We start from the raw sequence: 13,553 nt of genomic DNA, 5'->3' as shown, positions 1-13,553 counted from the left end.
AAAGCGGTGTGTCAGCCGACATCAATGTTGACTGTGCCGCCCTCTTCGCGAGCAAGCCCGCTCCCACAGGGATTTTGCTTAACTGCCTGGCATCGTGCGTTGGCCGGATTTTTCTGGACGATCACGGTGACGGTAACCTATCTACCGCCACTTAGAACTTTAGACAATGTTGCCGTGCGCCGTCTGAAAACCGACCATCGGCGGCTTGCCGGTCATGCTCTGTTGCGCAATTCGCCAGCGATCAAGGTTGGCGCTTATCATGGCCACCGGATTAACCCCCCTGCCTTTTATGAGACTGAGCATGACTTTCGAATTTGATCAGGTGTTCGACCGCCATGGCACCGGCAGTACCAAATGGAGCCGCTACCCGGCCGACGTGTTGCCGATGTGGGTCGCCGACATGGACTTCGCCGCGCCGCCAGCGATCATTCAGGCGCTGCAAAAACGCCTGGAACACCCGATGCTCGGTTACAGCGTGGCCCAGGATGACTTGCGTGACGCCATCGTCGCCGACCTCTGGAGCAAGTACGCCTGGCGCGTGCAACCTCAGGAGCTGATATTCCTGCCGGGTATCGAGTCGGGGTTCAACATGGCCCTGCATGCGCTGGTTCAGCCGCAGCAGAACGTGGTCGTGCAGACGCCAAACTACCCGCCGCTGCGCCATGCGCCGGGCCACTGGCAGCTGAACAAAGTCGAACTGGATTTCGACGCGTTGGCCGATGGCACCTATGCCACGCCACTCGATACCTTGCGCGAAGCGCTGCAAGGGGGCGGCGCGCTGCTGCTGAGCAACCCGCATAACCCGTTGGGCAAGGTCTTCCCGCGCGAGGAGCTGCAAGCGGTCGCCGACATTTGTCTGGAGCAGGATGCCTGGATCATCTCCGACGAGATCCACTCCGAGTTGTGCTTCGACGGGCGCGTACACATTCCGACCGCCTCGCTCAGCCCGCAGATCGCCAAGCGCACCATCACCCTGATGTCGGCGAGCAAGGCTTACAACATCGCCGGTTTGAAGACTGCGTTCATGATCATTCAGGACGCGGCACTGCGTCATCGGGTCAACAGCGCTCGCTGCGGCATGGTCGACAGCGTCAACCCGCTGGGCCTGGAAGCCACCCGCGTCGCCTACAGCGAAGGCGGCCCGTGGTTGACCGAGCTCATGGCCTACCTGCAAAGCAATCGGGATTATCTGGTGGAGGCGGTTCGTACGCGGTTGCCGGGTGTGACCATGAACATCCCTCAGGGCACTTACCTGGCATGGCTCGACTGCACGGCGCTGGGGCTGGATAACCCGCAGCAGTTTTTCCTTGAACAGGCCAAGGTCGGGCTGAGCGCAGGGCTGGATTTCGGCGATCACGCCCGGCAGTTCGTGCGTCTGAACTTCGGCTGCCCGCGGGCGCTGCTGGAAGAAGGGATCGCGCGGATGGAGCGTAGTTTGCGTAACCGCCAAGCCTGACGCCCCAGGTTGACACCGAAAACCCGATGCCTGTGCTTCGGGTTTTTTATGGGCGATAGGCGCAGCATCGAATCCTGTTCAAGGCGTTATGCGCTCCAAGCAAGCCTTGATGAAGGCTTCCCGCTTCGCATCGTCCGGCAGCTTCATGAAGTTTTTCGGCTCGCAATTCTTCTCGTTCACATCGTATTTGTTTTCGCAGCCGGCGAGACATGCCAACGAGAGTGCCAGTGCAACGAGCGATTGAGTATTCATGAGCAATTCCTCATCGAGTTTCTTGCATCGCATTGAGCCTAACTCATGAGTTGAGTGTATGCAGGAACAGCGAACTTTCCTGTGCGCTAAACCCGTCGGAAGTCCAACCGAACTCAAGACAAAAGACCGGGGTCAACCCCAATGCCATGGTCTTTTGCCTTGAACAGAGGAGATTTTCCGATGACTGACTATCCAAAACCACCCTTCCCGAAACAAAGCCAGCCAGTCCCCGGTGCTCAAACGAAAATGGACCCTTACCCGGATTGTGGCGAGCAGAGCTACAAGGGTTCGGGTCGGCTGGAGGGCAAGATTGCCCTGATCACCGGTGCCGACAGCGGCATCGGCCGTGCGGTGGCGATTGCATTCGCCCGGGAAGGCGCGGATGTGGTGGTTGCCTACTTGAATGAAACTGAAGATGCGCAGGAAACCGCACGTTGGGTCGAGCAGGCCGGTCGTCAATGCCTGCTGCTGCCCGGCGATGTGGCGCAGAAAGCGCACTGCCAGGCGCTGGTGGATAAAACGGTGGAGCGCTTTGGCCGGATCGACATTCTGGTCAACAACGCCGCATTCCAGATGACCCACGAAAACATCGAAGACATCCCGGACGAAGAATGGGTGATGACCTTCGATGTGAACATCACGGCCATGTTCAGGCTCTGTCAGGCCGCGTTAAAACACATGAAGCCCGGCAGTTCGATCATCAACACCAGTTCGGTCAACTCCGACATGCCCAAGCCGACATTGCTGGCCTACGCGACCACAAAGGGCGCGATTGCCAACTTTTCCGCCGGCCTGGCACAGATGCTGGGACCAAAGAACATCCGGGTAAACAGCGTGGCGCCGGGGCCGATCTGGACGCCGTTGATCGTATCGACCATGCCCGAGGAAGACGTGCAAAACTTCGGCTCGCAAACCCCGCTCGGCCGCCCCGGCCAACCAGTGGAGGTCGCGCCGATCTATGTGCTGCTGGCCTCGGATGAAGCCAGCTACATCACCGGGCAACGGTATGGCGTTACCGGCGGCAAACCGATGCTTTGACGCAACTGGCATGGCCTGCGTTCGGCCCTGTAGGAGCCAGGCTTGCCGGCGAAGGCGCTCTTAAGGACGCCTTCGCCGCCAAGCTTGGCTCCTACGAAAAGCGGTTCATTCGCTTGACTGACTGGCATGGGGGCTTACCCAAGAAATCAGCGCTCTTGAGCAATCACCGAAATCTTGCCATTGCGCTCGATGATGGCGAATTTGATCTGCTCAAGGGTTTCAATGCCCTGGCTCGATCGCGCAGCCTCCATGACATCCGCTTCCACCAGTCGTGCATGGCGCAGGCGCTTGTGCAGGATTTTGCCGTTTTCGACAATGATCGTCGGCCCACCATCGATCAGCCGCTGCACCCATTGCGAGCGCTGTTTGAGCAATGAAAGCCCGACATCGATGGCAATCAGCGTAACGATCACCAGCACCGAATTGGTCAGTGAAAAATCATTGCCCAGCAGCGCTTGTTGGGTCGCCTCGCCGATGATCATCAGCAGTACGAAATCAAACGTCGTCAGTTCGGCCAGCGAACGCCGACCGGCAATTTTGAACAGCACCATTAACGCCAGGTACATCACGGCCGCGCGCAATACCGAATCCATAAGTCACCTAAGGGAAAATGAATTGATCCACCTTGACGGGGGCTGCACCGGGCGAGGCGATATGGCTGCGAAACAGGCCCAGCCCCTCGCCACGCAAAGTCAGGTAAAGACTGGCCTGCCCTTGCGCGTCCGTTTGTACCCACAGTTTCATGCCCTGCTCGCCACTGAGTGCACGCACAGGTTCCGGTTGCAGGGTTTCGATTTCGAAGCCCTCCAGCAGTTTACCGGTCAGTTCCAGCTCAACCGTGGCATCCGGCCGGCCGATCACACTGACCTTCATCGGATTGGTCGAGCCATGACGGTGGAACATCTCGTACTCCACCCGTACCTTGCCATCGCTGCCGTGAACGTCTTGGGAGCTGAGCGGGCCACGGGAAAACAAGCCGAGCAACGCCAACACCACCAGCAGCACCATCACGTACCAGCCCCAGCGCTCGAATCGCCAGACCTTGACCTGATAGGCCATGTCTTCGCGCACCGGAAAATCGCGGCTGTCGTATTCGGTGCGGCGGGAATGCTCGTTCATGGGTTTACCCGATCTTGTTCACCGGTCTTGTCACAGGCCAGGGCACGTTTATGAAAAAACGAGATCCGCTTCAAGGCATGTTCGGCGGCCAGTAACTGAACCTTGCCGCGGGACCCGAAAAAGCGATGCTGTTGAGTGAAAACACGCTTTCCTTGCTCAGTCTGATAAGCCCAGGCAAAACAGATGGTGCCGGCCGGAATCCCGTCGATATCTTCCGGCCCCAGGATACCGGTGGTGGCCACGGCGACGTTGGCGGTGCTGTCGAGCAAGGCGCCCAAGGCCATTTCGCGAGCGACTTCGCAACTGGTCAGGTTGAAGGTTTCGATCGTATGGGGGCTGACGTTAAGTAACCGTTGCTTCGCTTCGGAAGAATAGACCACGTAACCGCTCTCGATCAGGTCACCGCTGCCCGGCACTTCGGCCAGCAAGGTCACGATCTTTCCGGCGGTACAGGACTCGGCAGTCGTCAGTCGCAGGTCGTGTTGGCGCAAATATTCGACGACGGTTTGGCTGACGTTCATGACAAAGCATCCAGGCAAGAGGAACTGCTCGGTTGACCTTTGACGCTTGCAAACATTCCCTCGGGCAGACCACCCACGCCCCTGCGATAAAAAATGAACCCCCGGCGACGGATGCACCTCAATACTTTTAGGGGACCCCTATGCCGGGCCGCTCGCTATCTGGAGGTCGACATGTCCGCACCCTTCGTCAGGCTGTTCACTCAGCCCAATTTCGTCTGGACAGATATTCGGAAAGAAGAGGAAGCGAATCCGCGCCATTACCTCGCTCATTTACTGCTGCTTGCCTTAATTCCCGCCGTGTGCCTGTTTATCGGGACCACCTACGTCGGCTGGAGCCTGGCCGAAAACGAGACGGTCAAACTCAGTGCCGCCAGCGCCCTGCAACTCTGTGGGCTGCTGTACCTGAGCATCATCGTCGGCGTGGTGCTGATGGGGCTGTTCATCCGCTGGATGTCGCGCACCTTCGACTCACGCCCCACCGTCAATCAGTGCATCGGTTTTGCCGCCTACACCGTCACTCCGTTCTTCCTTGCAGGTATTGCCGGGCTCTATCCGAGTCGCTGGCTGGCGATCACCGTGCTGGGGGCCGCCTCCCTCTATTCAACGTTTCTGCTGTTCGTCGGTTTGCCGATCTTCATGCACGAGCGCAAGGAGCAAGGTCTGCTGAATGCGGCGAGCGTATGGGGCGTCGGGTTATTGGTGCTGGTGACTATCCTGGTGGAGATGATTCTGCTCTGGTTCAACTACCTGGGACCTGAGTACGTGCGCGTGACTGGCGTTTGATTTTCCTGAGTCCGTCATTCAACGGCGGTCGGCGGTACACCTCCGAGAACCGGGCATGAGCTTCATTGTATGGGTGGCGGTGTTGGGTGCGGTGCTGCTGACCCTGGCACTGACCTCGTCCTATTTGCGCTGGATGCCGGTGACCACGTCGGCGGTGTGCCTGGCGCTGGGCGTGGCGATCGGTCCGGGTGGCCTGGGCCTGCTGAAGCTGGACATCAAGGATGCGGCGATCTGGATGGAGCACCTGACGGAAGTCGCGGTGCTCTTTTCGCTGTTTGTCTGCGGACTCAAATTGCGCCTGCCGCTGAAGGATCTTCGATGGCGGGTGGCGTTCGGCCTGGCGGGACCGGTGATGATCTTGACCATCATTGGCGTCTGCCTGCTACTGCATTACGGTTTTGCCCTGGCGTGGGGGCCGTCGTTGCTGATCGGGGCGATTCTGGCCCCCACCGATCCGGTACTGGCCTCGCTGGTGCAGGTCAACGACGCCAGGGATTACGACTCGGTGCGTTTCGGGCTCTCCGGTGAAGCGGGCCTCAACGACGGCATCGCCTTCCCTTTCGTGATTCTCGGTTTGTTGTTTGTGCAACAGAGCGGCAACAGCGATGCCTGGCTCGGTGAGTGGGCATTGAAAAGTGTGCTGTGGGCCGTGCCGGTCGGTTTGTTGACCGGTTACTGGATGGGCCACGGCATCGGTCGCTTGACCTTGTCGATGCGCATCCGCAATGCCGACAGCACCATTTCTCCCAACGATTACCTGACCCTGGCCCTGATCGCCCTCGCTTATGTCGCGGCCGAAGCGATCCATGGCTATGGCTTTCTGTCGGTATTCGCCGCCGGCCTGGGGTTGCGACAAGCCGAAGTCAAATCCACCGGCGACGCGCGGATTCCCGCCGAGCATCTGGTGCAACCGGTGGTCGGCCACCAGAACGTCGAACCTGAGGCTGCCGTCCACGGCGACGTGGCGAATCTGCCAGAAACCCAAGTCGCGGCGGGGATCATGATGGGCGACATGCTGGCATTCGGTAGCCTGGTGGAACGGGCCATGGAAGTGTTTCTGGTCACCCTGCTGGGCGTGGTGCTGGTGGGCCACTGGGATTGGCGAGCGTTGGTGGTTGCACTGGTGTTGTTCTGTGCCATTCGCCCCTTGTGTGTATGGATCATGCCGTGGGGGCGCTTGCTGGACGGTCGCCAGCGGCTGTTGATCGGCTGGTTCGGGATTCGCGGGATCGGGAGCTTTTATTACCTGTTCTACGCATTGAATCACGACCTCGGTCCGGCGGCAGCGACGCTGTGCACAGACCTGACGTTGTCGGTAGTGGCGCTCAGCATTCTGGCGCATGGCATCAGTACGCAACCGATGCTGGCCCGTTATGAGCGGCGCAATAAACCGGACGCCTGACACCTTCTCAGGCGAGGCAATCGTTCGGTCAACCTGCATTGAACAGCAACGGATATTCATGCAGGTTGCACGACAAACGCCGTTTTAAGCCGACTTCAACCCACTGTTTTTACTAGCTTTTTATTGGATATTGAAATAGGCACGGGAAATGCTCCAACAATGCGAGCGACAACGGCAGGAAGACCGTTTGCGCTTGACCCGTGACTAAACAAGAGGTTCGATCATGAACGCTATTGACCTGTTGAAAGCCGACCATGAACGCGTGAAAGGCATCCTGGCCCAGTTGAGCGAGTCCACCGAGCGTGGGGTTAAAAAGCGCACCGAGTTGCTGGCCAAACTGGAAATGGAAATCAAGATCCATACCCGTCTGGAAGAGGAAGTCTTGTACCCGGCGTATAAAAAAGCCGGGGGCAAGGAACAGGACGTGATGTATTACGAAGCCAAAGAAGAACATCGCACCGTCGATACGCTGGTGCTTCCGGACCTGAAAACCACTGACCCCTCCACTCTCGAATTTGCCGGTCGCGTGAAAGTGGTCAAGGAGCTGCTGGAACATCACATTGAAGAAGAGGAAAAGGAAATGTTTCCTCAGGCCAAAAAACTGCTGGGCAAAACGACACTCGACGAATTGGGTGCAGAAATGGAAAGCCTGAAAGCACGCTACAAAAAAGAGCTGGGCGCGCCCAATCTCGCTGCTTGATAGGGGTGGGTTAAGGCGCATAACCTGTAGGAGCGAGGCTAGCCCGCGAAGAACGATGACGCGTAATACCTGAAAAACCGCGGCGCATTCTTCGCGGGCTAGCCTCGCTCCTACAGAAATTTCGCTTAACTGACAGGCATTACCTGACTCACTTCATCGCCAAGGCAATGACTTCCACCAGATTAAGTTGGGTAAAGGGCTTGGACAGGCGTGGAAGTCTGGCTGCGAAGCCTTCCAGGCGCTCCGCATAACCGGTGGCGAGGATGATCGGCAGGTGTGGCCTTATCACCCGAATAGCCTGTGCCAATTGCGCGCCACTCATCTTGGGCATGACCATGTCCGTAATGACCAGGTCAACGTCGTGCTCGCTGTCGAACAGCTCCAGTGCCTGTGCGCCGGACGCTGCACTGATCACCCGATGACCCAGGTCCTCAAGCAACAGGCTGGTACTGGTCAACACCAGACTGTCGTCGTCCACCACCAACACACACAGACGAGGCACCCGCGACATGGCGGCCTCTTCAATAGCGGGTTCGGTGGTCGAGTCGGCTAGCGCAACGGGTAACCAGAGTTCGGCAGTGGTGCCGACGTCCTTCTGGCTTTTGAGGATGAAGCGTCCCCCCAGTTGTTCAGTAAACCCGTGAACCATCGACAACCCCAGGCCTGTGCCTTTGCCGACACCTTTTGTGGTGAAGAAAGGGTCCATTGCCGACGCCAGGGTAGCGTCATCCATGCCCTCCCCTATATCCGTGACACTCAGGCAGACATAGCGGCCTGGCGTCAGGGCGAGTTTCGCCTGATCGCAGATCTCTTCTGTCTGTGCACTGATGACAAGTTTCCCACCGTCGGGCATGGCATCACGGGCGTTGGTCGCCAGATTAAGCACCGCCAGTTCGAGCTGATTGACGTCGGCCATCACCGGTTCAAGTCCAGGCGCAAAGCGGGTTTCTATGCTCACCGCAGGCCCCAGAGAGCTGCGCAACAGCCCGGTAATCCCCTCTATCAGTACTGGTATCTCAACGGATTCGGTCTTGAGTTCCTGACGCCTGGCAAACGCCAGCATGCGCTGGGTCAGGGAAACGCCGCGCAAGGCGCCTTGGGTGGCATTGTCGAGCAAACGGGTAATTCTCGGGTCGTCCGCCGCACGTTTGCGAACGACCTCCAGATTGCCAAGGATAACGGTCAGCAGATTATTGAAGTCGTGGGCAATCCCCCCGCTGAGTTGACCGATGGCCTGCATCTTTTGCGCCTGAAACAACGCTTCGCGGGTTTTCTCAAGGGCTTGCTGGGCTTGGGTCACCTCGGTGATGTCCCGAGTGATCTTGGCAAACCCCAGCAACGTGCCGGTTTCGCCCCAAATCGGGTCGACCACGACATGCGCGAAAAACTGCGTGCCGTCCTTGCGCACGCGCCAGGCCTTGTTTTCGAATCGCCCCTCGCGTGTAGCGATCTCCAGCGCACGCTGGGGTTCACCGGCTTCGCGGTCTTCAGGGGTGTAAAACATCGAGAAATGCTGGCCGATAACTTCTTCGGGCCGGTAGCCCTTGATTCGCTGAGCCCCCAGATTCCAGTTGGTCACGCGTCCATCCGGGGCGAGCATGTAGATGGCGTAGTCGGTGACGCTCTGCACCAGCAGCCGGAACTGCTGCTCACTTTGCTTGAGGGTTTCTTCGGCCATTTTGCGGTCGGTCAAATCCCGGGTGATCTTGGCAAAACCCAACAACTTGCCCGACGGATCGAGAATGGGATCGATGATGACATGGGACCAGAAATGCGTGCCGTCCTTGCGAACCCGCCAGCCTTCGCCCTCGAAACGCCCTTCGTGAATGGCGGTATCAAGGGCGCGCTGAGGCAAACCGGCCTTGCGGTCCTCTTCGGTATAGAAACGCGAGAAATGCTGGCCGAGAATTTCCGCTTCCTCATACCCTTTGAAACGCTTGGCGCCAGCGTTCCAACTGGTGATGATGCCATCGGGGTCAATCATGTAGATCGCGTAGTCGACCACGGCATCGATCAGCAGACGAAAGCGCATCTCCTCGATGGCATTGATCTTGGTCCGGTCATCGCTCATGGATCCCTGCCCTTATTATTGATCTTCTGGAGTATGCGACAAGCCGCACGTTTGGGAATTCAAAAAACCAATACGTGGGTGGGGACACTACTCAACAGGCTAAAATAGCGCAGATTTTATCGACCACCAGCGCGGCAGCAATTGCTTGACCTTGCTCTCGCCAAACCGGTCATCGATCAGCATCACCACCCCTTGATCCTGCTGAGTGCGGATCACCCGCCCCGCCGCTTGCACGACTTTCTGCACGCCAGGAAACAGGTAGGTGTAGTCATACCCGGCACCGAAAATCGCCGCCATGCGCTGTTTCATCTGTTCGTTGACCGGATTGAGTTGCGCCAGCCCCAAAGTGGCAATGAATGCACCAATCAATCGCGCGCCGGGGAGATCGATGCCTTCGCCGAATGCTCCACCCAGCACCGCAAAGCCGACGCCCTGACCATGGAGGGTGAACTGATCGAGAAACGCCTGACGCGGCCCTTCCCCCATTCCCCGGGACTGCGACCACAGCGTGATGTGCGGATGCCGCTCGGCCAGCAACTGCGCCACTTGCTGCAAATAATCGAAGCTGCTGAAAAACGCCAGGTAATTACCGGGGCGCTGGGTGAACTGTTTGGCGATCAGTTCGACGATGGGTTCAAGGGACGCCTGTCGGTGGACAAAGCGGGTCGAAATCTGGCTGACGATGTGCACTTGCAACTGTTCGGCGCTGAACGGCGACTCCACATCAATCCAGACTGTATTCGCCGGTGTACCCAGCAAGTCGGCGTAGTAATGCCGAGGGCTCAGGGTGGCGGAAAACAGTACAGCGCTACGCGCAGCAGTCAGGCGCGGGCGAATGAAAGCGGCGGGCACCACATTGCGCAGGCACAGTTGCGACAGGTTGCGCTTGCGCTCGAGGTCGCGCTTGCTGATGTCGAACAGGAAATGTTCATCGAACAGTTCAGCCACACGGCCGAATTGCAGCATGTCGAAGTAAAAATTCTGCAACCCGCTGTCCAGGCCCTGAGGGTGATCATTCAGGTAGTCGCCGATGCTCGCGCAGCATAAGGACAGCGCCTGAAGCAGTTTTTCCGGGGCTTTGTCGTAGGCTTGATAGGGACTGAGTTGCTGATCATGCAGGGCATTCCATTCACGATTGACCCGTTGCAAGGATCTCTTCAGTGGCTCAGGCGCGGTTTTTCGCACGCTGTTCAACGTCGCCTGGTCGAGGCTGGCGCTGTACATCTGCCGGCCGCGTTCCACCAGATTGTGGGCTTCGTCCACCAGCACCGCGACTTTCCAGTTATTGGCCTGGGCCAGCCCGAACAGCAGCGCACTGAAGTCGAAATAGTAGTTGTAGTCGGCGACTACCACGTCCGCCCAGCGGGCCATTTCCTGGCTGAGGTAGTAGGGACAAACGTCATGCTGCAGGGCAACCTCGCGCAAGGCGCTCTGGTTCAGCAGACTCAATTGGCTGGCGGCCTGACGCGCGGCCGGCAAACGATCATAAAAACCCTGGGCCAACGGGCAGGACTCGCCATGGCAGGCCTTGTCCGGGTGCTCGCAAGCCTTGTCCCGGGCGATCATCTCGAGGACTCGCAATGGCGGAGCGTCGGCGCTGTCGAGGATGACCTGCGCGGCGTCCAGCGCCAATTTGCGCCCCGGAGTTTTCGCCGTGAGAAAGAACACCTTGTCCAATTGCTGTGGCGCCAAGGCCTTGAGCATCGGGAACAGCGTGCCAACGGTCTTGCCGATGCCGGTCGGTGCCTGGGCCATCAGGCACTGACCGGTGCTGACCGCCTTGAACACCGACTCGGCCAGATGCCGTTGCCCGGGACGAAAATCGGCATGGGGAAATGCCAGCTGTTGCGCCGCCAGATTGCGTCCTTCGCGATGGGCCATTTCCTGTTCGGCCCAATGCAGGAACAATCCGCAGTGGTGTTCGAAGAACAGCTGTAGTTCGGCGGCGCTGAAGGCCTCAACCAGACAGGTTTCCTTTTCGCTGACGATATCGAAGTACACCAGCGCCAGATTGATGCGTTCCAACTGCAGTTTCTGGCACATCAACGCGCCGTAGATCTTCGCCTGCGCCCAGTGCAACTGCCGGTGATTGGCCGGTTGCTTGCTCAGGTCGCCACGGTAGGTTTTAACTTCTTCGAGGCAGTTTTGCACCGGATCGTAGCCGTCCGCCCGGCCCTTCACCGTCAAGGTTCGATACTGGCCCTCCAGCGCGACTTCATTCTGGTAACCCTCGCTACGCCGTGAGGCTACGGTGCGATGCCCAACGATGCCTTCCAGCGCGGTTGGCGACGGGGTAAAGCGCAGATCGAGGTCGCCGACCTTGGCGGTGAATTCACACAGCGCCCGCACCGCAATGCTGTAGCTCACGCGCCCTGCTCCGCCCATTGCACGTAGCACACGGCGATCGGCATCTGGTGCTCGTGACAGAACTCCAGCCAGCGCAATTGATTGTCTTGTAGCCGATCGCCGGGGCCTTTGACTTCGATCATCCGGTAGGTTTTGTCTTGCGGCCAAAACTGGATCAAATCCGGCATGCCGGCGCGGTTGGCCTTGATGTCGAGCAGCAGGCGATTGAACCAGTGCTTGAGGTGTTCGGCGGGCAGACAGGCAAGTGCCTGCTCCAGCAGTTCCTCGCTCAGCGCGCCCCAGAATACGAACGGTGACTGCACGCCCCACTTGGCGCTGTAACGCTCGCGGACGGTTTGCACATAACGCCCGTCATCAAGTTCGGCGAGGCAGGCCTGGAACAGCTCCGCGCGCCGTGCATGAAAGTCTTCGTTGAGCAGGTCCACCGGCCCGCGCTGGAACGGGTGAAAAAACGCCCCCGGCAACGGCGCGAAGATCGCCGGCCAGCACAGCAGCCCGAACAGCGAGTTGATCAGGCTGTTCTCGACGTAATGCACCGGCGCCGAATCGTCCGCCAGGTGCGCCTGAACGTAAGACTCCACCGACAACGCCGGATCGTGCCGGGGCAGTTGCAGGTCCAGACGCTGCATGGCCCGAGGGGCTGGCCGCTTGATCGGCGGCCCGCCCAGTTTGCGCCGCAGTCTGGGCAGCACACGCAATAAATGCTGATGCTCGGCGGCGCTTTCAGGGGCTTGCTCGGCGTGGATGGCCAGATCCATCGCCAGTTGGTATTCAGCACAGCGCTCCAGCACGCGAATCAACCGCAGACGCGCGCCGGGGTAGGCGCATTGGCGGTAGAGGTTCAGGGCGGTGGAAAAATCCGCGACGCGCTCGCAATGCTGGCCGATCTGGAACAGCAGTTTGCCCCGACGTTTTTGCAGCCAGGGATTGTCGAGTTCCAGCCCGTTGATCTGCTCGACAATCGCCGCCACGTCTTCACCGGCCTCGAAACGCTGCTGGCAGCTGTGCAGGAACAGACAGGCGTCGACGTCCTCGCGACTGCGCAAGCCGCGGGACTCGGCACAGAACTCGACTTTTTCGTAGGTAAAGATGCCCAGGTCGGCCAGCACGAACTCCGACCAGTCCTGGTAAAGATTGCCGAAGAACATCAGCCGCAATCGGTCGCACAGGCCCATGACGGTCAGGCTGAACAATCGATCATTCAGTGCCGGACACCATTGGGCAAAACTGTGTGCTTCGGGAAACTGCTCGCTCAGGGCCGGCAGCCAATCAGTCTTTTTGCCTTTGGGCTGATCGATGGCGCCGCCAAGGCACTGGAGAATCTCGGCCTTGAGCAACACCTCGAACAAGTCCTCGATGTGCAATGGCGACTGCTCATCGATCCAGCCCGATGCCAGCAACGGCGCCGCAGCGTTGTCGATGTCGCCGATCTCGACGTAACTCAGTTTGCCGGCCCTGAAATGCACACCCTTGCGCATCACCAGTCTGACCAGCAAGGCTTGGGACTCGCGGGGCAATCGATTGAAGTCGCGGATGAAATCCTGTTCCTCGAGGCTCAATACATCGGCATAACGATATTCAAGCCAATCAAGCACTTGCATGAAGTTGTTCAAGTAATAGAACGGATCATCGAGAGGTTTTACAATCACGGGCAATAGGGCCATGGCAAACGAGTACTGGTTATGCGTACAGATACCAGCTATGCCCCTCCCGGTGCAAACGGAAAAGGATCAGTGGCGACGCTATCCGACAATTTTCGGGTGACCATCGAACTTTCTGCCATTCCATCGCACCAACCGCGTTAGAGGCACAGTGACGATTGACCTCAAGCGAGGCGTTCGCGC

12 protein-coding genes are annotated in these 13,553 nt (G+C 58.7%); 5 read left to right on the top strand and 7 right to left on the bottom strand.

The features are described 5' to 3' along the window. The first annotated feature begins 301 nt into the window (after nt 1-301). Nucleotides 302-1,456, top strand: a complete 1,155-nt coding sequence (locus KW837_RS06535) for a MalY/PatB family protein (RefSeq protein WP_218394952.1) — start codon at nt 302-304, stop codon at nt 1,454-1,456. A gap of 78 nt (nt 1,457-1,534) precedes the next feature. Here the strand turns inward: KW837_RS06535 and trbK are convergent, their stop codons facing one another. Then, nucleotides 1,535-1,708 carry an entry exclusion lipoprotein TrbK gene (gene trbK, locus KW837_RS06530; RefSeq protein ID WP_218394951.1) on the bottom strand — a complete coding sequence of 58 codons (174 nt, stop codon included), beginning with the start codon at nt 1,706-1,708 and terminating at the stop codon, nt 1,535-1,537. A 180-nt stretch (nt 1,709-1,888) separates the two neighbouring features. Between trbK and KW837_RS06525 the strand changes: the two genes are divergently transcribed. Continuing rightward, nucleotides 1,889-2,746, top strand: coding sequence for an SDR family oxidoreductase (locus tag KW837_RS06525; RefSeq protein ID WP_218394950.1), 858 nt, complete (start codon nt 1,889-1,891; stop codon nt 2,744-2,746). Nucleotides 2,747-2,892: 146 nt separating this feature from the next. On the opposite strand, the gene KW837_RS06520 is transcribed toward KW837_RS06525, so the two are convergent. Genes KW837_RS06520 through KW837_RS06510 form a run of 3 tightly spaced genes read right to left on the bottom strand, consistent with a single transcriptional unit; the run spans nt 2,893 to nt 4,386 of the window. Continuing rightward, the gene (locus KW837_RS06520; protein ID WP_218394949.1) at nt 2,893-3,339 is read right to left on the bottom strand and encodes a DUF421 domain-containing protein; all 447 of its coding nucleotides are present in this window, start codon (nt 3,337-3,339) and stop codon (nt 2,893-2,895) included. A gap of 7 nt (nt 3,340-3,346) precedes the next feature. Further along, nucleotides 3,347-3,865, bottom strand: coding sequence for a hypothetical protein (locus KW837_RS06515; RefSeq protein WP_218394948.1), 519 nt, complete (start codon nt 3,863-3,865; stop codon nt 3,347-3,349). Next, on the bottom strand, nt 3,862-4,386 hold the full coding sequence (locus KW837_RS06510) for a CinA family protein (RefSeq protein ID WP_218394947.1): 525 nt from the start codon (nt 4,384-4,386) through the stop codon (nt 3,862-3,864). The genes KW837_RS06515 and KW837_RS06510 overlap by 4 nt, the downstream gene beginning before the upstream one ends. A 171-nt stretch (nt 4,387-4,557) precedes the next feature. Here KW837_RS06510 and KW837_RS06505 point away from each other — a divergent pair, with 171 nt between their 5' ends. From KW837_RS06505 to KW837_RS06495, 3 genes are all read left to right on the top strand, one after another. After that, nucleotides 4,558-5,169 (top strand): Yip1 family protein, encoded by a 612-nt coding sequence (locus tag KW837_RS06505; protein WP_218394946.1) that lies wholly within the window; start codon nt 4,558-4,560, stop codon nt 5,167-5,169. 55 nt (nt 5,170-5,224) lie between these two features. Then, a complete protein-coding gene (locus KW837_RS06500; protein ID WP_218394945.1) occupies nt 5,225-6,571 on the top strand; it encodes a sodium:proton antiporter in 1,347 nt (448 codons plus the stop codon). A gap of 223 nt (nt 6,572-6,794) precedes the next feature. Beyond that, the gene (locus KW837_RS06495; protein ID WP_038983335.1) at nt 6,795-7,271 is read left to right on the top strand and encodes a hemerythrin domain-containing protein; all 477 of its coding nucleotides are present in this window, start codon (nt 6,795-6,797) and stop codon (nt 7,269-7,271) included. Nucleotides 7,272-7,419: 148 nt separating this feature from the next. On the opposite strand, the gene KW837_RS06490 is transcribed toward KW837_RS06495, so the two are convergent. From KW837_RS06490 to KW837_RS06480, 3 genes are all read right to left on the bottom strand, one after another. Continuing rightward, nucleotides 7,420-9,342, bottom strand: a complete 1,923-nt coding sequence (locus KW837_RS06490; RefSeq protein ID WP_218394944.1) for a PAS domain-containing sensor histidine kinase — start codon at nt 9,340-9,342, stop codon at nt 7,420-7,422. Between the two features lie 99 nt (nt 9,343-9,441). Further along, nucleotides 9,442-11,709, bottom strand: a complete 2,268-nt coding sequence (locus KW837_RS06485) for an ATP-dependent DNA helicase (RefSeq protein WP_218394943.1) — start codon at nt 11,707-11,709, stop codon at nt 9,442-9,444. After that, nucleotides 11,706-13,373, bottom strand: coding sequence for a VRR-NUC domain-containing protein (locus KW837_RS06480; RefSeq protein ID WP_218394942.1), 1,668 nt, complete (start codon nt 13,371-13,373; stop codon nt 11,706-11,708). The genes KW837_RS06485 and KW837_RS06480 overlap by 4 nt, the downstream gene beginning before the upstream one ends. Nucleotides 13,374-13,553 lie beyond the last annotated feature (180 nt).

The sequence above is a fragment of the Pseudomonas sp. PDM24 genome, assembly GCF_019218905.1.
In the GTDB taxonomy this organism is placed as follows: domain Bacteria; phylum Pseudomonadota; class Gammaproteobacteria; order Pseudomonadales; family Pseudomonadaceae; genus Aquipseudomonas.
The sequence above is the reverse complement of the archived record's forward strand: the minus strand, read 5'-3'. Positions and strand labels throughout refer to the sequence as shown.